The 17067-nt window shown below is 64.4% G+C and carries 15 protein-coding genes and 1 pseudogene; 10 read left to right on the top strand and 6 right to left on the bottom strand.

Features of this window, described 5'->3' with window-relative positions; translation table 11 throughout:
* The first annotated feature begins 25 nt into the window (after positions 1 to 25).
* The 4 genes from purF to R2823_03665 are packed head-to-tail and all read left to right on the top strand — an operon-like array spanning position 26 to position 3907.
* Positions 26 to 1462, top strand: a complete 1437-nt coding sequence (purF, locus tag R2823_03680) for an amidophosphoribosyltransferase (GenBank protein ID MEZ5175286.1) — start codon at positions 26 to 28, stop codon at positions 1460 to 1462.
* Positions 1459 to 2475 carry a phosphoribosylformylglycinamidine cyclo-ligase gene (purM, locus tag R2823_03675; GenBank protein ID MEZ5175285.1) on the top strand — a complete coding sequence of 339 codons (1017 nt, stop codon included), beginning with the start codon at positions 1459 to 1461 and terminating at the stop codon, positions 2473 to 2475. Before purF ends, purM begins: the two co-directional genes overlap by 4 nt.
* Before the next feature lie 38 nt (positions 2476 to 2513).
* Positions 2514 to 3299 carry an ATP-binding protein gene (locus R2823_03670; GenBank protein MEZ5175284.1) on the top strand — a complete coding sequence of 262 codons (786 nt, stop codon included), beginning with the start codon at positions 2514 to 2516 and terminating at the stop codon, positions 3297 to 3299.
* The gene (locus R2823_03665) at positions 3296 to 3907 is read left to right on the top strand and encodes a DUF4389 domain-containing protein (protein MEZ5175283.1); all 612 of its coding nucleotides are present in this window, start codon (positions 3296 to 3298) and stop codon (positions 3905 to 3907) included. Before R2823_03670 ends, R2823_03665 begins: the two co-directional genes overlap by 4 nt.
* Positions 3908 to 3914: 7 nt before the next feature.
* Here R2823_03665 and R2823_03660 read toward each other — a convergent pair whose 3' ends face one another.
* The gene (locus R2823_03660; GenBank protein MEZ5175282.1) at positions 3915 to 4874 is read right to left on the bottom strand and encodes a DUF4349 domain-containing protein; all 960 of its coding nucleotides are present in this window, start codon (positions 4872 to 4874) and stop codon (positions 3915 to 3917) included.
* Positions 4875 to 4967: 93 nt separating this feature from the next.
* Between R2823_03660 and R2823_03655 the strand changes: the two genes are divergently transcribed.
* Entirely contained in the window at positions 4968 to 5819 is an 852-nt protein-coding gene (locus R2823_03655) for a crotonase/enoyl-CoA hydratase family protein (protein MEZ5175281.1), read from the top strand.
* 195 nt (positions 5820 to 6014) lie between these two features.
* Entirely contained in the window at positions 6015 to 7289 is a 1275-nt protein-coding gene (locus tag R2823_03650; protein ID MEZ5175280.1) for an aminotransferase class III-fold pyridoxal phosphate-dependent enzyme, read from the top strand.
* A gap of 345 nt (positions 7290 to 7634) precedes the next feature.
* On the opposite strand, the gene lnt is transcribed toward R2823_03650, so the two are convergent.
* Entirely contained in the window at positions 7635 to 9122 is a 1488-nt protein-coding gene (lnt, locus tag R2823_03645; protein MEZ5175279.1) for an apolipoprotein N-acyltransferase, read from the bottom strand.
* 68 nt (positions 9123 to 9190) lie between these two features.
* Between lnt and R2823_03640 the strand changes: the two genes are divergently transcribed.
* Together R2823_03640 and R2823_03635 are read left to right on the top strand one after the other, a co-directional pair.
* The gene (locus R2823_03640) at positions 9191 to 9982 is read left to right on the top strand and encodes an inositol monophosphatase family protein (GenBank protein MEZ5175278.1); all 792 of its coding nucleotides are present in this window, start codon (positions 9191 to 9193) and stop codon (positions 9980 to 9982) included.
* The gene (locus tag R2823_03635) at positions 9979 to 11547 is read left to right on the top strand and encodes an amidohydrolase (protein ID MEZ5175277.1); all 1569 of its coding nucleotides are present in this window, start codon (positions 9979 to 9981) and stop codon (positions 11545 to 11547) included. Before R2823_03640 ends, R2823_03635 begins: the two co-directional genes overlap by 4 nt.
* A 30-nt stretch (positions 11548 to 11577) precedes the next feature.
* On the opposite strand, the gene R2823_03630 is transcribed toward R2823_03635, so the two are convergent.
* From R2823_03630 to ilvD, 3 genes and pseudogenes are all read right to left on the bottom strand, one after another.
* The gene (locus R2823_03630; GenBank protein MEZ5175276.1) at positions 11578 to 12225 is read right to left on the bottom strand and encodes a phosphoribosyltransferase family protein; all 648 of its coding nucleotides are present in this window, start codon (positions 12223 to 12225) and stop codon (positions 11578 to 11580) included.
* A gap of 38 nt (positions 12226 to 12263) precedes the next feature.
* Positions 12264 to 12482: pseudogene (locus tag R2823_03625) on the bottom strand (Rdx family protein).
* A 54-nt stretch (positions 12483 to 12536) separates the two neighbouring features.
* Positions 12537 to 14204, bottom strand: coding sequence for a dihydroxy-acid dehydratase (gene ilvD, locus R2823_03620; GenBank protein ID MEZ5175275.1), 1668 nt, complete (start codon positions 14202 to 14204; stop codon positions 12537 to 12539).
* Between the two features lie 50 nt (positions 14205 to 14254).
* On the opposite strand from ilvD, the gene R2823_03615 reads away from it, so the two are divergent.
* Entirely contained in the window at positions 14255 to 15298 is a 1044-nt protein-coding gene (locus R2823_03615) for an LCP family protein (GenBank protein ID MEZ5175274.1), read from the top strand.
* 6 nt (positions 15299 to 15304) lie between these two features.
* Here the strand turns inward: R2823_03615 and R2823_03610 are convergent, their stop codons facing one another.
* Positions 15305 to 16477 carry an aminotransferase class V-fold PLP-dependent enzyme gene (locus tag R2823_03610; protein MEZ5175273.1) on the bottom strand — a complete coding sequence of 391 codons (1173 nt, stop codon included), beginning with the start codon at positions 16475 to 16477 and terminating at the stop codon, positions 15305 to 15307.
* 191 nt (positions 16478 to 16668) lie between these two features.
* Between R2823_03610 and R2823_03605 the strand changes: the two genes are divergently transcribed.
* Positions 16669 to 17055, top strand: coding sequence for a PPOX class F420-dependent oxidoreductase (locus R2823_03605; protein MEZ5175272.1), 387 nt, complete (start codon positions 16669 to 16671; stop codon positions 17053 to 17055).
* The last annotated feature ends 12 nt before the right edge of the window (positions 17056 to 17067 follow it).

Genomic DNA, 17067 nt, shown 5'->3' with positions numbered 1-17067 from the left:
TCGAGGGACGGGTACACTCGCCGCTGTGACCGAACAGCAGCTGGCAGATCCCATCGTGAGGTCTCCCACCGATCGCGCTGGTGAGTCATGCGGCGTCTTCGGAATCATCGGACCGACCGTCGAAGCGGCAAGGCACACCTACTTCGGGCTCTTCGCCCTCCAACACCGGGGCCAGGAGAGTGCAGGGATCGCGGTCAGCGACGGAGAGAACCTCACGGTCTACAAGGACCTCGGGCTCGTCGCCCAGGTCTTCAACGAGGCCATTCTCGCCGGGCTTCCCGGCTCCCTCGCCATCGGACACACTCGCTACTCGACCACCGGTTCGAACTCATGGGAGAACTCCCAGCCGGTGTTCCGACATCTCGGATCAAACGGGATCGCGCTCGCCCACAACGGCAACCTCACCAACACCGCCAAGCTCGCTGCTTCTGCGGACGCCGGCGCGGCCACGACCGATTCGGAGCTGATGACCGATGCGATCGCGACCGCAATGTCGGAGAACGATCTCGATCTCCCGGATGCCCTCGAAGCCGTGCTTCCCACCTTCGATGGGGCCTTCTCGCTCGCGATCATGGACCGCTCGACCCTCGTCGGCGTCCGCGACCCGCACGGCTTCAGGCCGCTGTGCCTCGGTCGGATTGGCGACGCCTGGATCGTCGCGTCGGAAACGGCCGCTCTGGATGTCCTCGGTGCTTCGTTCGTTCGTGAGATCGGACCGGGCGAACTCGTCATCATCGACGAGAACGGACCCCGGAGCCGCTACCCGTTCCCGGAAGCCACAACCGACCTGTGCCTGTTCGAATTCGTCTACTTCGCCCGGCCCGATTCGACCCTCCTCGGCGAGACCGTCCACACCACCCGACAGCGCATGGGCGAACTTCTCGCCCGCCAAGCACCGGTGGACGCGGACATCACCGTTCCGGTACCGGAGTCCGGGATCCCTGCCGCACAGGGTTTCGCGGCGGTGTCCGGGATCCCGTATGTCGATGGGCTCGTGAAGAGCCGCTACATCGGACGCACCTTCATCGAACCCGCGCAGTCGATGCGCGATCGCGGTGTCCGCATGAAGCTCAACGCCATGCCGGGGGTCGTGAAAGGCAAGCGGGTTGTGCTCGTCGATGACTCCATCGTCCGCGGTTCGACAACACGCCAGCTGGTCGCCATGGTGCGCGAAGCGGGCGCCACAGAGGTCCATCTGCGCATCTCGTCCCCTCCGTACCGGTGGCCGTGCTTCTACGGCATGGACACCGGCGACCGTTCGACGCTCCTTGCGGCAGGTCGATCCGTTGATGAGATCGCCGCCCATCTCGGGGTCGACTCGATCGTCTACCTCGACCTCGACCAGCTCATCGACGCGACCGGTGCAGGATCTGATGCGTTCTGCACGGCTTGCCTTTCTGGCCGGTATCCAACGGAGGTCCCCACGGCCGACGGCAAGTTCCTCCTCGAGCGTGCGCCATGACCAGCTACGAGGATGCCGGCGTAAACCTCGACGCGGCGGACGAATTGGTCGAGCGTATCGAGTGGAGGGTCACCTCGACCTGGACGGATGATGTCGTCGGTGGCTTCGGAGGCTTCGCCGCAGGCATCGGGATCCCGGTCGGCTACCGGAATCCTGTGCTGATGATGACGACCGACGGCGTGGGAACCAAAGCCGATCTCGCCCGGCGGGCCGGGATCGTCGGTGGGCTCGGATACGACGCGGTCGCGATGGTCGCGGACGACCTCGCTGCCGTCGGCGCCACTCCGATCGCGTTGACGAACTACATCGCAATCGGCCGTCTCGATGTCGACCGAGTCGAGGAACTGATCGGGTCGGTCTGTGACGCATGCTCCGCTGCTGACATCGCCGTCCTCGGAGGCGAAACGGCCGAACACCCGGGTGTGATGGGACCCGACCAGTTCGACTTGTCGGCCACCGCGCTCGGCATCGTTGAACTCGGTGAAGAGATCGATCCCACCACCGTGGCACCCGGAGATGCCCTTGTCGGTATCGGCAGCCCGAACCTGCGCTCGAACGGCTTCTCCCTCGTTCGGGCGATCATCGGCACCAAGCTTGCGCTCGATGGCACCTTCCCCGATACCAAGCGCTCGACCGTCGAGGTGCTGCTCGAGCCGTCCGTGGTGTACGCGCCCGGTATCGGAAACCTCCTTGCGAGGGTCAAACCACACGCACTCGCCCACATCACCGGTGGCGGACTTCCCGGCAATGTGCTGCGAGTCTTGCCGGAAGGTCGGAGGGCCGTCATCGACCGCACCACATGGGAGGTACCCCATGTCTTCGGTGTCCTCCAGCATCTCGGAGCGATACCGCTCGGTGACATGTTCAGAACCTTCAACATGGGGATCGGCTTTGTGGCAATCGTCGCGAGCGACGATGTCGCAGCGACGCTCAAGGCCATGGAGGTGAGCGAACTCGATGCCGCGGTCATCGGCGAGGTGGTCGACGGCGCCCGGGGTGTGGAGATCTCCTGACCAGCGGCCGGTTCTCCGGTGTCGGTAACCTCGGCGTGATGGAAACGAGCCTCCTCATCTTCGGGATCCTCGTCGCCGGTCTCGTCCTCGGGAGCACAGCTCGGTTCGTCATCCCCGGGCGCCAGAGCTTCACCATCGCCGAGACCACGCTGATCGGAATCGCAGGAGCCGGGCTTGGCAGCATCCTCGTCAACCTCGTCGCCTCCGATCGCCCCCTTGTCGACATCGGGCTCACCACCGTGGTGGGGGGCCTCGTCGGGTCGGTCATCGTTCTCGTTGCGGCCGAGTTCGCCGCAACGCGCTTCGGGTTCCGATCGCAAGACACGGCACCGATTCCCATCGAAGCGATCCTCGCCGCTGGCGAATCGGCTTCGGTGGAGTTCAAGTCGACCGCCCGTTGGAACCTGCACACCCAGACCCGCGACGAGCGAATGGAGCTCGCAATCGCCCGAACGGTGGCAGGGTTCCTCAACGCCGAGGGTGGACTCCTCGTGATCGGAGTCGACGATGACGGATCCCCCGTGGGGCTCGCAAACGACCTTGCGCTGATGAAGGAGCCGGATCATGACCGATTCGAGCTGTGGCTCAACGACTATCTCCAAGAGACCCTCGGCAAGCCGGCGCTTGCGAGCGTCTCGACCCGGTTCGAACCCGCTGGGGACGAACATGTCGTCGTCGTGCGTGTGGAACCGTCGGACCGCCCGGTGTTTCTCGACGAACCCGGCGGGCAACGAACTGCGGATTTCTATGTTCGTATGGGAAACTCGACGCGGAAGCTCTTGACGGACGAGTTCGCCGAATACCGGCAGACGAGGTGGAAATGACGGAAAAGGCCAGCTACCCGGTGGAGTTCGTGTCGCCGGTGGACGACGAGCAGCGAAGCCGAGGACTTGCAGCACTCGGGGTGCTGCTGATCAAACCGATCCTGTTGCTGCCGCACATCATCTTGCTGTTCCTCTACAGCATCGCCGTCGTCGTTGTGGTGTGGATCGGCTACTGGTACATCCTCTTCACCGGCGGTAAGCCCTACTGGGTCGAAAACATCGAATTGATCTTCCTCGAGTGGATCAGTCGATCCTTCGCATGGTTCACCGGCACGACGGATGCATATCCAACCTTCGGAACCGATGAGAACCATCCGGCCCAGGTCGAGGTCGTGGAGGCCCCAGAGCCGCAGAGTCGCGTCCTCGCCTTCTGCGGCATCGTGCTCATCCGGTGGCTCCTCGCGGTGCCGCACTTCTTCGTACTCGCCTGGCTGACCCTCGGCACCATCATCGTTGCGTGGTTCGGCTTTGTGTGGGTGCTCGTCACCGGCTCCCTCCCGTTGCCCCTCCACTACTACTTCGTCGGGTTCCACCAGTGGTGGGCCCGTGCGTGGGCGTACGGTGCAGCCCTCACCGACCGATATCCACCGTTCTCCCTGAAGGTGTAGTCGACGCTCAGCCTTCGGCGGGGCGTTCCTTGCGGCGAGGGTTGAACAGGCGGAAGATCAACCAGACGAGCAGCGCGAGCATCGCAACCGGAATCACCACGGCAGCGGCGACGATCAGGAAGGCCACGGTTGCAAGCAGCACCTCACCTGCCTGCTCGAAGGCCTTGGCGATCGTTCCGGGCTCGGTGACGACCGGCGGCGCAACCTCGTCGGGCACTTCGGTGAGTCCCACGGTAAGGCTTGCGAATGAAGTGCGACCGTCGAGGTACTGGAGCTGCCCTTCGATCTGTTCGATGTTGAGCAGCACATCCTGCATCTGGACCTGGATGGCGACGAGATCGTCGATGTCTTGAGCTTCCGACAGGAGACCCGTGTAGAAGACCTCCTGCTGGCGCCAGTAGCGCAGCCGACCCTCGAGATCGACATACTGGTCCGAGACATCCTGGCTCGACAGCGACGACGAGATCCGCTCCCCGAGACCTTCGACTCTCGCGACGGCAGCTTCGAAACGCTCGGATGGGATCCTCAGGGTGAACCAGCCAACGGCATACCGGTTCTCCTCGAGTTCCTCGAGATGGCTCTCGCCAGACGAGACATAGCCGCCGAGCTCGGAAGCGAGCGCCCGCAGGTCCGACCCCCGGACATCGAAGGACCCTTCCGGGATTCGGATGTCGACGCGGCCGTCGCGAATCACCTTTGCGTCAAACATGGTGCTTTCGCCGGTGGAGTCGTACCGTGCGGCGAAAGCACTCGTCGTCTCAAGACCGATGTCGGGCACGGCCATTGTCCCTGCGTCGAGCGCAGGCTCACCCGTTCGGCCATCAAGATCGGCAAGGTACTCCCCGGCGGGTATCTCGGATGCCGAATCGTTGCTCGACGAGCAGGCCGCAATGATCATCGACGCGACGAGGACCAGGGGCGTCACCTTCCACCATCCGGGCCGTCGCATGATTCTCGTGGTGTCCATGTCCGCCTCCTCAATCGCTCGCGCAGCGGTTCCGGTTGTACGACGCCCACGCCTCCCGTTCCGGTTCCCGAACCGGAACTACGCTTGGCCACCATGACGACCTACCACCACTCAGATGTGCTGACCGTCGAGATCGAAGGTTCCGTGGCGACCGTGTGGCTCGACCGTCCCGAAGCACGCAACGCGTTCGCCCTGGAGTTCTGGGAGGACCTTCCCACGATCATCGGACAGCTCGGGGACGATCCGGAGATCAGAGCTGTCGTGATCGCCGCGCGAGGCGAGGCGTTCACCGTCGGCATCGACCTCAAGGTGTTCGGTGGGTCACTCATCGGAGGTGCCGGACTCGCGGAAGGCTCTGCAGCGCCCCGGTCCGATGTCGATGCCAAACGGGCGCTGTACGCATCGGTCAAGCACCTGCAACGAGCCATCACCTCGGTTGCCGACTGCCCGAAGCCGGTCATCGCAGCGATCCACGGCTACTGCATCGGTGCGGGGGTCGACCTCATCACCGCCTGCGACATCCGATTCGCGGCGGACGACACCGTGTTCTCGGTACGCGAGACCAAGATGGCGATGGTCGCAGATGTCGGAACGCTCCAACGCCTCCCCGAGATCATCAACCCGGGCCGGGTTGCCGAGATCGTGTACACCGGAGAGGATTTCGGTGCCGACGAGGCATTCGAGATGGGGCTCATCAGTCGCATCGCAGGCGATGCCAGTGAGGTCCACCAGCTGGCATGCGATGTTGCACGGGCCATCGCAGCGAACTCCCCACTCGCGGTGCAAGGTTCAAAGGCGGTCCTGAGGGCAGGGCACGGCCGGACCGTCAAGGAGGGCCTCGACTATGTCGCCCTCTGGAACGCGGCCTTCATCACCTCCAACGACCTCATCGAAGCCATCACCGCCTTCCACGAGAAACGCCCACCGGAGTTCACCGGGACTTGACCCGTCGCGGAACACACGGCACAAACCGCTGCCCGGGTCGGCCCGAGCGTGACGAACGCCGTGGGATGGGGCACGGTTGAGCGCTAGTATCTCGGCATGGCAACCGCACCACGCACCGATCGGCGTCATCTCTTCGCAGCTCCGTAGCGGTCGACAGTTCCGCAAGACATCCACCTCGCGTTCCAAGGAGCAGCCATGACCAGCCTTCAGAAACGATTCCACGACATCATCGCACCAGTGATCACCCTCGACTCGGATATCGAGATCGTCGATGGGAAGGGCAGTTGGGTGACGGGCGCCGATGGCAAGCAGTACCTCGATTTCGCATGCGGGATCGCCGTGACCAACCTCGGCCATCGACCCGACGCCGTCGTTGGCGCCGCCCAAGCCCAGCTTCACAAGCTCTGGCATGCGGGGGGCGCGTTCTTGTACGAACCGATCGTGACGGCGGCCGAAGCAATCGTCGGCATCGCTCCCGATGGGATCGACAAGCTCTTCTTCATGAACTCGGGCGCCGAGGCCGTCGAAGCCTCGATGAAGCTCGCTCGTAGGGTCACCGGCCGGCAAGGGATCATCACCTTCCGGGGCGGCTTCCACGGAAGGACGATCGGTTCGGTCACCTACACCACCTCGAAAGCCAAGTATCGGCAGGGCTACCACCCGCTGCTTCCGTCGACATTCGTCACGCCGTATCCCCACCCGTACGCATGGCGCATGTCACAGGAGGAAGCTGACGCCTACGCGCTGCGCGAGCTCGAATTCAAGTTCCGCCACGAAGTGACACCGGGCGAAGTCGCCGCGTTCCTTGTCGAGCCGATGCAGGGCGAGGGTGGCTACTACCCGGGCGGCCGTGCCTTCCTCGGCGCGCTGCGTACGATCGCAGACGAGCACGGGATCCTGCTGGTCTTCGACGAGGTCCAAACCGGATTCGGCCGCACCGGGGACTGGTTCACCTCTCAGGTGTACGACATCAAGCCTGATGTCCTGGTGATGGGCAAGGCGATCGCAAACGGACTTCCGCTGTCCGCCGTTGGGGCATCGGCCGACATCCTCGATCAGTGGCCACCGGGATCGCACGGAACGACCTTCGGTGGAAACCCCGTCTCGTGCGCGGCAGCTGCCGCCACCGTCGAGGGACTCATGGAGGTCGTCCCAACCGTCGGTGAGGCCTCCGCACATGCATTCGACCGATGGAACGAGCTGCGCGAAACGCACCAAACCATCGGTGATGTCCGTGGTCTCGGCCTCATGATCGGGATCGAACTCGTCACGGCTGACGGTTCACCGAACGCTGAAGCCTTCACGGCGATCGCTGCCCACGCACGGGATGCCGGCCTGTTCATCCTCAACTGCGGTCCCGGAGCGAATGTCATCCGGTTCATTCCGCCGCTCAATGTCTCGCCGGAGGATCTCGACCGGGGCATCGACATCCTCGCAGACGCGATCAGGACCTACGAGAAGAACGGTTGACCGTTGGCGGTCAACTGCGGCTTTCACTCCTCTGAGGTGAGGACTCCTCGCAGGCGCGGGTAGCGCACCGGGCGGTGGGTGTGGCAGAACTCCGCACGGTTGTATCGGGACAGTTGCGTGGTGCAGCCAGACACCGCACAGGTGCGGTCCTCGTCGTAGGTTTTCGGACGACGGGAACGGCCCTTGGGCCGCGATGCTTTCAGGATGTCAGACATGGTTGGTCTGGGTGCCTTTCTTCTTGTTGCTGACATGAACCGTGGCGCGCCTGCGGACACGCGGCGGCACCACCGGTGAATCTTCGGTCGCCCGATTGTATGTCACAGAACCGAATCGTGCAAGACCAGATCAGGATTTCCCGCGCGAACCCGCAATCGGCGTGACACCACGCTCCCCCGGCAGCGCCACCACGCCGACCCCTGCCGCCATCGCCAACACGGCAAGCCAGTCACCAAAACGCACCCAGATCGTCTGCGGCCCGACCCGGAACTGCAACGATCCGTAATGCACAACCTCCTCGAGCTGGTCGGTTGTCGGCCCGACACCGCCGTCACCGGTGATGAAAGTCGACTTTCCGGTGATCGCCGCAAGCCCCGTGTCGAGGCCGATCGCGGCGGCGTTCACGCGAGCGAGCGCGATCAACTGATCCGTCGCCGAGGACCGGCCGTAGCTCGACTCGTTCGTCGCGATCACCATCGTCTCGGCGCCCGCTCTTGCTATCTCGCGCATCGAGCGCGCGAAGGCACCCTCGAACGAGATGACCGACCCGACGATCCCTTGATCAGTGGGGAACACCACCGGTTCGGTACCCGAAATCATGTCACGAGGGACCTGATCGAGCTGAGGAACGAACCCGAGAAGGCCGCGCAAGGGCACGAACTCGCCGAACGGGACGGGGTGCTGCTTCTGGTACTCCCCGAGCTTGACGCCGTCGGGTGAGTACATGATGTTGAAATTGACGAATTCGGTGTCCGATACGGTCCGGGTTCCGGAGATCAGCATGTACGCGTCGAGCCTTCGGGCCTGTTCGACGATCTCGGTCCGAACGGTCTCGTTCTCATCGGGTTCGTACGGCGTTCCCGTGGAATTCTCGGGCCAGATGACGAACTCCACGGTCTCAACCGGAATGGACCGGGTGAGCTCGAGATGTGACTCATAGATCCGTTTGTTCTCGTTCTGGCAGTGGGTTTGCGGACACGGGCTTCCGCCCTGCACGATCGCCGCTCTCCACACCTGTGCCGATGGGGCGGGTGCGAACAGGCTGCCGGCGACCGCCATCAGCATCACCACGACCGCCGAATCGATCGCCATCCGCCACTCCTCGTGGTTCTCGATCACGAGGGTGGCGCCAGCCGCGAACGCGACGACAAGCACCGTCCATCCGGACGGGCCGATCCACTGCACCGATCCGACCGCCCCCGGCAGACCTGCTGCCGGATAGCCGATGTCGCCCCAGGGAAAGCCGCCGAAGGGAAACCGTCCCCTCACGAATTCGAGCAGGGTCCAGCCCCCTGTTGCGATCAGCCACCACCGCCACGGACTCCACAGGCGAAATGCCCACAGGAGCAGGGCATACACGGCGGTGAAGGCCCCCATGACGATCGTGAGGGGAATCCACGCCACGAAACCCAACGCGATCAGCCAGGTGAGGAGCAGACCGAAGAAAGCCGCACCCCACATCCAGCCGAGCATGATCGCCGTCGACGCCCGCTCGACGCGTCTGAGGGCAAGGAACATCGGAACGGGTGCGACGAACGCCAACGGAGCGAGGCCGATTGGGGGGAACGCCGCCCACATCATCAGCGAGCTCGCGGCAACGAGTGCGATCGGCACCATGGGCGTGCAGGATAGGTGACACGGCCGCTACGGAAGGTTCCTGACCCGATACCGATAGCATCGACCGCGTGGATGATCTCGCTGTCGCCGTCGAAGCCGCTTGGGCGGGAGCCGATGTCATCGCAAGGCACTTCGGCGCACCACCGGCAGCGAGATACAAGGGTCGGTTCGATCCTGTCACGGAAGTCGACCGTGACGCCGAGACCGCCATCATCGCGGTCCTCCGCCGGCACCGCCCGCACGACGCTGTCCTCGCAGAAGAGGGTGGCGGGACACTCGTTGAGGGTCGACACTGGATCGTGGATCCCCTCGACGGGACCGTCAACTTCGTCCACTCGATTCCCCAAGTCTCCGTGTCGGTGGGCCTCTACGACGGTGAAACCGGGTTGGTCGGCGTGGTGTGCGATCCGCTCCGTCGCGAGCTCTTCACGGCGAGCTCCGGTCGCGGAGCGCACCTCAACGAAGATCCGATGCGGGTATCGAGCACCCGCGAGCTGTCGCGTGCGGTCGTCGCAACCGGTTTTCCGTACGATCACGACATCCATGCCGATGCCCTGTCGGTGCCGGTCCGAGAGATGCTCAGGCACATCAACGGGCTACGACGATTCGGCTCCGCGGCGCTCGACCTCGCATGGGTGGCAGCGGGCCGCTTCGACGCATACTGGGAACTCGGGATCGCACCGTGGGACGGTGCAGCCGGCATGGTGCTCGTACGCGAAGCCGGTGGCATGGTGACGGATCCCGGCGGTGTGGACTCGACGCCCTCGAAGCCGCTGGTGGTGGCTTCGAACGGCTACCTCCACGATGCCGTTCGAAGCATCATCGAAGAACACCTCCCGCCACATCTCGCATCCCGATGAGCACGGTGCTCGCAGGCGAGGCGGTCCTCACGGGCCGGGGCCGTGTCGGCAACGCGATCATGATCAGGGATGGGGTTGTTGCCGGAGTGGGCGCAGCGGAAGAACTCGCCTCACACCCAGATCGGATGATCCGCTATCCGGGTGGCTTCATCGTCCCCGGCTTCCGTGACGCACACATTCACGCCATCCCGTATGCAGGGCTCCTCACCGGATGCTCCCTCCACGCAGCATCGTCGATCGATGACCTGCTGAACCGGCTTGCCGCATTTGCGAACACGCTGCCGCCGACCGCGCCCGTTGTGGCGTCACGCCTCAACGACGAGTCCCTTGCCGAAGTACGCCTCCCGACTCGGGAGGATCTCGACCGTGCGGTTCCGAATCGCCCTGCCGTCATCTACCGCTACTGCGGCCACATCGCCGTGGCAAACTCGACGGCCCTCCAAGCGTCGGGTATCACCGAGATGACACCCGATCCACCGGGAGGCGTCATCGATCGCGGGACGGACGGCCAGCCGACCGGTGTCCTTCGTGAGACCGCAACCGGACTCATCGCCGATGCCCTCGCCCGTGGAACCTCGCTGGCATCGCCCGGCCTCCTCGACGGCCTTGCCCGTCTGGGCGGGCTCGGCATCACCTCGATCGGCGCGATGATCGGCTACGGGGAGCGTCCCCACCACAAGCTCGCCGCCGAAGCAGAACTCCTCCGGGGTATCGCCGGGAACCTTCCGCTGAAGGTTCACGCCATCTCGATCGCAGGCTCGGCGGAGGATCTCGACCTCTCAGCCCGGGTCCTGTCGGGCGGCGCGCCTCGGTTGCGATGGCTCGGCGTCAAATGCTTCGCTGATGGAAGTCTCGGCGGACACACGGCGGCGATGGAGACCGAATACGACGACACGCCATCGGTCGGAACCTACCGGCTCACGGATCTGGACATCGACCTTGCGCGTCACAGCCTTGCCCAGGGCGGCATGGTGGCGATCCATGCCATCGGTGACCGGGCGATCGGCGGCGTGCTCGACGCATTCGAGGAGTTGATCGCAAACGGCGCGAAGCCGTCTGACCTCCGGATGGAGCATGTGTCGATCGCTTCGCCCCACCTCGTCTCGCGCTTCGCAAGGACCGGGACGATCGCGGTGGTGCAACCGTCCTTCCTTGCCTCGGAACATGGGTGGCTCGGCAAGCGACTCGGTACGAGTCGGCTGGAGTGGGCGTACCCGTTCCGGTCCATGGCACGCGCCGGCATCATCCTCGCGGGATCCTCCGACAGCATCGTCGAGCCTCCTCATCCCCTTTGGGGCATCGCAGCAGCGATGGATCGACACGGGATCGCTCCCGACGAGGCGATTTCGGGCCTCGAGGCCCTCGCGATGTTCACGGATGGAGGGGCCGTCGCGTTGCGCGAACCGGTCCCCCTCGCGGTTGGTTCGCCCGCCGACATCGCCGTCATCGACATCGACCTGCGAACCGCAACAGCACCTGAGATCCGGAAGGCGACGGTGCTCGACACATGGATCGACGGCGAACGGCTCGAGGTCGACCGCAGCCTGCCTGTGTGGGTCGAGTGAGCCCAAGGGTGCAACCTTGGGCGCGGCCGCTCAATCCTCCCCGAGAAGTTCGAGCACCTTGCGGTCGTCGACCTGGGTGAAGTCGTCGTAGAACGCCCCGACCCCGTGGAAGACCCGCGGTGACATCAGGCAGATCACCTCATCCGCAACATCCCCGAGGTCAGCTGCGGTGTCACGCGGCGCCACCGGGGCGGCAACGACGACCCGGGCTGCTCCGAGCTCCCTCGCCACCTTGCACGCGGCTCGCACGGTGGAGCCGGTGGCAATCCCGTCGTCGATGATGAGTGCGGTCCGCCCCGTAAGAGAGACACGGTCTCGCCGTGTGCGGAGCTGGCGGACCCGGTGTTCGAGGGTCCCGGATTCACGCTGTTCGACCTCGGCGAGCTGCTGCGGGGTGACGCCCACCCGCTGCACGAGATCATGGTCGAGGATGCGCACACCGCCTTCGCCGAGCGCTCCGAGAGCGAGCTCCCGATGCCATGGCACACCGATCTTGCGCACGACGATCACATCGAGCGGCGAGCCGATCCGCTTCGCCACCTCGGCCGCCACCGGCACCCCGCCTCGAGGGAGTCCGAGCACCACCGTCTCTGGCCCTCCGATGCCTCGCGCCTCGATGTGGTCGGCGAGCATGCGTCCGGCATCGCGACGATCGGCGAACCTGAATCCTTCAACCATCGGCTGTGGCTTGGCGGCGCCCACGACGGTCCGCGAGGTCAGTGCTCCCCGACGGGTTCGGGAACCGGTCCGATGATTGCATCGGCTGCATCGAGAACCTCCTGGATCTCGGCATGCCTACCCAGCTCCTTTTTTGAGAAGATGCGCGTGTTGTCGACGGTCACTTCGAAGACGCCGCCACTGGATGGGATGACGGTCACATCGTCGATGTAGTGCTCGAACTTGCCGAGGAGTGCTTCCACCATGCGCACGGCACGGTCCGTGTAGCCTCAAGCAGCGCAGTATTCAACGGTCAGATGCATGACCGTATCCTAGGACAGGACGGCGCCCGACTCTGCCGAACCCACCAGCTTTGCGTACCGTGCGAGGGCTCCGGTGGTGTATCTCGGGTCGTTCGGGACCCACTCGCTGCGGCGTCGGGCCATCTCGTCGTCGCCGATCAGCAGATCGAGGCGACGATTGGGGATATCGATTCGGACTCGGTCGCCTTCGGCAACGAGCCCGATCGGACCACCGTGGGCCGCCTCGGGTGCGACATGGCCGACACACAGGCCGGTCGTTCCGCCAGAGAATCGACCGTCGGTGATCAGCAGCACATCCTTGCCGAGACCTGCCCCTTTGATCGCGGCGGTGATCGCGAGCATCTCACGCATGCCCGGCCCGCCCTTTGGTCCCTCGTAACGGATCACGACGACATCCCCGGCATGGAGGTCATGGGCCCACATGGCCTCGAGGGCGTGCTGCTCATCGTTGAACACCCGAGCCGTCCCCTCGAACACATCGACATCGACACCGGCGATCTTGACGACCGCACCCTCGGGAGCGAGCGAACCACGCAGGATTGCGATGCCTCCCTCGCTCGCGAGTGGCTTCTCGACGGGATACAGGACATCCTGGTCGTCCGGGATCGTGACATCCGCGAGGTTCTCGGCCATCGTCCTGCCCGTCACCGTCATCACATCTCCGTTGAGCAGCCCCGCGTCGCGCAGCGCCCTGAGCACTACGGGAACCCCGCCGATTCGGTCGAGGTCGACCATGTGGTACTTCCCGAACGGCTTCATGTCGCCGATGTGGGGTGTCGCGCGAGAGATCGCATCGAAGTCCTCGAGGCTCAGGTCGACCCTCGCCTCATGTGCCATCGCCATGAGGTGCAACACGGCGTTTGTCGATCCCCCGAGTGCCATGACGACGGTGATGGCGTTCTCGAAGGCCGCTCTCGTCATGATGTCGCGGGGCCGGATGTCCCTCTCGAGCAGGGCAACGACCGCTTCGCCCGATCGTCGTGCGTAGTCGTCGAGCCGCGCGTCCACCGCAGGAACCGATGCTGACCCCGGAAGGGACATGCCGATCGCCTCACCGACGGAGGCCATCGTGTTCGCCGTGAACATGCCCGCACAGGATCCGGCGCCCGGGCATGCATTCTGTTCGATCGTCAGCAGCCGCTCGTCGCTGATCGTCCCCTGGGAGTGGGCACCGATGCCTTCGAAGACATCGACAATCGAGATGTCCTTGCCATCGACGGTACCCGGAAGCGACGACCCCCCATAGAGGAACACCGATGGCAGGTTGTGCCTCGCCGCGGCCATCAGCATGCCGGGAAGCGACTTGTCGCATCCTGCAATCGAAACCATCGCGTCGAACCGTTCGCCGTGCATCATCAGCTCGACGCTGTCGGCGATGACCTCACGCGACACGAGCGAGGCGCGCATGCCCTCGTGGCCCATCGCGATGCCATCCGACACGGCGATCGTGGCGAATTCCAGGCCGACCGCTCCGGCTTCGCGGACACCGATCTTGGCGAAGCCTGCGAGTTTCGGACCGGTCACATTGCATGGTGTGACCTCATTGCCTGCCGATACCACACCGACCTGAGGCTTCGCGAAATCGCCCTCACCGAGCCCCACGGCCCGAAGCATGGCTCTCGCCCCGGCTCGTGCCGGCCCGATCGTGACATCCTGGGAGTGAATCTTGTTTGGCATCGGGCCAGTTTAGTTCTGTACCGGACCGCCACTTCTAGTCTTCCTCTCCGATGCCGAGGACCACCGAGACCTTTCCCGAGATCCCCGTCACGCCCGAACCTCCGAAGCGCCGAAAGCGCAAACGCGGATGGAGCGTGCCGCAGAAGATCGTCATGACGCTGCTCATCTTGTTGGTGGTCGGCGTCTTCGGCGGATACGGATTCCTGCGATACACCGAGAGCAAGATCGACCGGATCTCGGCAAGTGAGCTGACCTCCCTCGATCAGGTCTCGGTGGCAGACGGTGACACCATCAACTTCCTGATCGTCGGGGTCGATGACCGGTCGACGCTCCCGGCTGACTGGGAGGACAACTTCGGCGACTTCTCCGGGCGGCGCACCGATGTGTTGATGGTGGCCCATATCACCGATGCCGGTATCCAGATGCTGAGCATCCCGAGAGACTGGAGGGCAAACATCCCCGGCCATGGCGTGAACCGCATCAATGCCGCCTATGTCGTCGGCGGGCCCGATCTGCTGGTGCAGACCATCCAATCCGAAATCGGGATCCCGGTCCACCACTATGTCGAGATCGATTTCGCGGGGGTCGGCGCCGTCGTCGATTCTCTCGGAGGGGTCACCTTGGATTTCACCTATCCGGGACGCGACGGGAAGTCCGGATTCGAAACAGACGCCGGACGCCACACCCTCGATGGCGAACAGGCGGTCGCGTACGCGCGATCCCGGCACTACGAGGAAAATCGCAACGGCTCATGGGAGTCGACCGGCGGAGGTGACCTTTCGCGGACCGGCCGCCAGCAGCAGATCCTCATTGCGTTGTTCTCCCAAGTCACGTCACCGTCGAGTGCTTTCAACCTCCCCAGTTTCCTTCCGACCTTCGCCGATCAGATCACCGCAGACGAGGGGTTGACGCTCGGGCTGATGGCGGATCTCGGCCGCAAGGCCCTCACGATGGACTCGCGGAATATCGACGCGGCAACCCTCCCGGTCAAGTACGAACGGGGATCGGACGGGCGGTCCTATGTCGTGCCGGTTGCCGCAACGGAGGGCGTCATCGCTGCGTTTCGTGCTGGGGAACCGCTCACGACCGAGTGACCGCGGTCACCCGACGATCACATCCATGGCGCTGAGGAAGGCGTCCAGTTCGTCGTCGGATGTGTAGGCGTGCGGGGACACTCTCACGAGATCATCGATGCCCCGGGATCGCATGTCGACGGGCGCCGAATTCACGGTTGCATGCGACACATTGATGCTGCGTTCGCGCAGAAGCTCGCGCACCTCGATCGAAGGGCGGCATTCGACACGGAGCGTGACGATCGCGCCCATGACCGAACCGCGATCGAGCACTTCGACGCCGTCCATCACCCCGAGCTCCCTGCGCAGGATGGCTGCGAGGTTCCTTGCGCGTTCCCAGATCGCGTCGATTCCCACGGCGAGCGCATACTCGGTGGCAGCTCTCAGGCCGGCCACATTGATCCAGCTCTTCTCCCATGTCTCGAAGCGCCTCGCGTCGTTGCGGAACTCGATGGTGCGATCGGTGACACGGGCCGCGTGGTTGTCGACGACAAAAGGGTCGAGCAGGCCCATCGACGACGACCTGACATACCCGAAACCGATCCCCCGCGGGCCGCGGAGGAACTTGCGCGAGGTGCCGGTGAGAAAGTCGCATCCGATGTCGTCGACATCGAGCGGCATCTGACCCACCGTCTGGCACGCGTCGAGGAGATACGGGACGCCTGCGGCCCTCGCGATCTCGCCGACCCGACCAGCAGGGTTGACGACACCGCCGTTGGTCGGCATGTGGTTGAGGGCGATGAGGGTCGTTCGGTCGTCGATCGATGCGGCAAGCTGCTCGAGATCGATCTCTCCGGAGGGAGCATCACCGACCACCACCGTCTCGACGCCGAAGCGCTCTCCGAGCTGGAGGAAGGCGGCCCAATTCGATCCGTACTCGGTGGTCGTTGTCAGGATCCGGTCGCCGACGCGATGTCGGAGGGAGTACACGACACGGTGCCAGGCCTGGGTTGCGGAGTCCGAAAGGGCGATCTCTGATGGGTCGCTTCCGACGAGGGCTGCCAGGGATGGGTAGATGCCGTGGCTGATCTCACGGGCGCCTTCGATCGCCTCGTAACCCCCAAGCAGGGTCTCGGCGTCGAGGTGGTTCCGCATCGCTTCGATCACCGGGGTCGGCATCAACGCGGCGCCAGCGTTGTTGAGGTGGACAACACGGTCGACGCCCGGCGTGTCTGCCCGTAACGCTTCGACATCGATCATGGGATGAGACGATCCACCATCAACATCCGCCGATCGACCGGCCCATCCTTCGGCATCCGGGCGTCGCTCCATCCATGGACTCGACCTTAGGTGCCACTCGGCGAGTGACAGCCGAAGTTGGGGAAATCACGCCGGTGGGCCCGATACGATCCCGAGCGAAGCACAACGAACAACGAAGGAGTGTGACGACGATGGAGCTGCCAGACAACATCAAGGCGGTGCTCGACGAACGGGTCTACCTGCACCTCGCGACCCTCAACCCGGACGGCTCACCTCATGTCTCGGTGGTGTGGGTCGACCACGACGGCGACAAGGTGCTCGTGTCGTCTGCGACGGGCCGCGTGAAGCCGCGCAACATCGCGCACGATCCGAGGGTTGCGCTATCCCTCACCCCGCCATCCAAGCCGTACACGAACATCACGATGCAAGGCCGCGTCACCAAGACGGCAACCGACGGGAAGTGGCTCATCAACCGGCTCAGCGAGAAGTACCTCGGGAAGCCCGAATACGAGGGGGCACCGGGCGAGGTACGCGTCAACTACGAGATCACCATCGACAAGGCGAGCACATGGGGATGACGCGGTGACGAC

The organism is Acidimicrobiia bacterium (genome assembly GCA_041393965.1).
GTDB lineage: Bacteria > Actinomycetota > Acidimicrobiia > Spongiisociales > UBA5794 > UBA5794.
This window is presented reverse-complemented; position numbering and strand designations above follow the sequence as displayed.

Excerpts from the sequence above, each read along its gene's own strand:
- purM (MEZ5175285.1), top strand. The coding sequence starts at position 1,459 with ATGACCAGCTACGAGGATGCCGGCGTAAACCTCGACGCGGCGGACGAA.
- R2823_03670 (MEZ5175284.1), top strand. The coding sequence starts at position 2,514 with ATGGAAACGAGCCTCCTCATCTTCGGGATCCTCGTCGCCGGTCTCGTC.
- R2823_03665 (MEZ5175283.1), top strand. The coding sequence starts at position 3,296 with ATGACGGAAAAGGCCAGCTACCCGGTGGAGTTCGTGTCGCCGGTGGAC.
- R2823_03660 (MEZ5175282.1), bottom strand. The coding sequence starts at position 4,874 with ATGGACACCACGAGAATCATGCGACGGCCCGGATGGTGGAAGGTGACG.
- R2823_03655 (MEZ5175281.1), top strand. The coding sequence starts at position 4,968 with ATGACGACCTACCACCACTCAGATGTGCTGACCGTCGAGATCGAAGGT.
- R2823_03650 (MEZ5175280.1), top strand. The coding sequence starts at position 6,015 with ATGACCAGCCTTCAGAAACGATTCCACGACATCATCGCACCAGTGATC.
- lnt (MEZ5175279.1), bottom strand. The coding sequence starts at position 9,122 with ATGGTGCCGATCGCACTCGTTGCCGCGAGCTCGCTGATGATGTGGGCG.
- R2823_03635 (MEZ5175277.1), top strand. The coding sequence starts at position 9,979 with ATGAGCACGGTGCTCGCAGGCGAGGCGGTCCTCACGGGCCGGGGCCGT.
- R2823_03630 (MEZ5175276.1), bottom strand. The coding sequence starts at position 12,225 with ATGGTTGAAGGATTCAGGTTCGCCGATCGTCGCGATGCCGGACGCATG.
- ilvD (MEZ5175275.1), bottom strand. The coding sequence starts at position 14,204 with ATGCCAAACAAGATTCACTCCCAGGATGTCACGATCGGGCCGGCACGA.
- R2823_03615 (MEZ5175274.1), top strand. The coding sequence starts at position 14,255 with ATGCCGAGGACCACCGAGACCTTTCCCGAGATCCCCGTCACGCCCGAA.
- R2823_03610 (MEZ5175273.1), bottom strand. The coding sequence starts at position 16,477 with ATGATCGATGTCGAAGCGTTACGGGCAGACACGCCGGGCGTCGACCGT.
- R2823_03605 (MEZ5175272.1), top strand. The coding sequence starts at position 16,669 with ATGGAGCTGCCAGACAACATCAAGGCGGTGCTCGACGAACGGGTCTAC.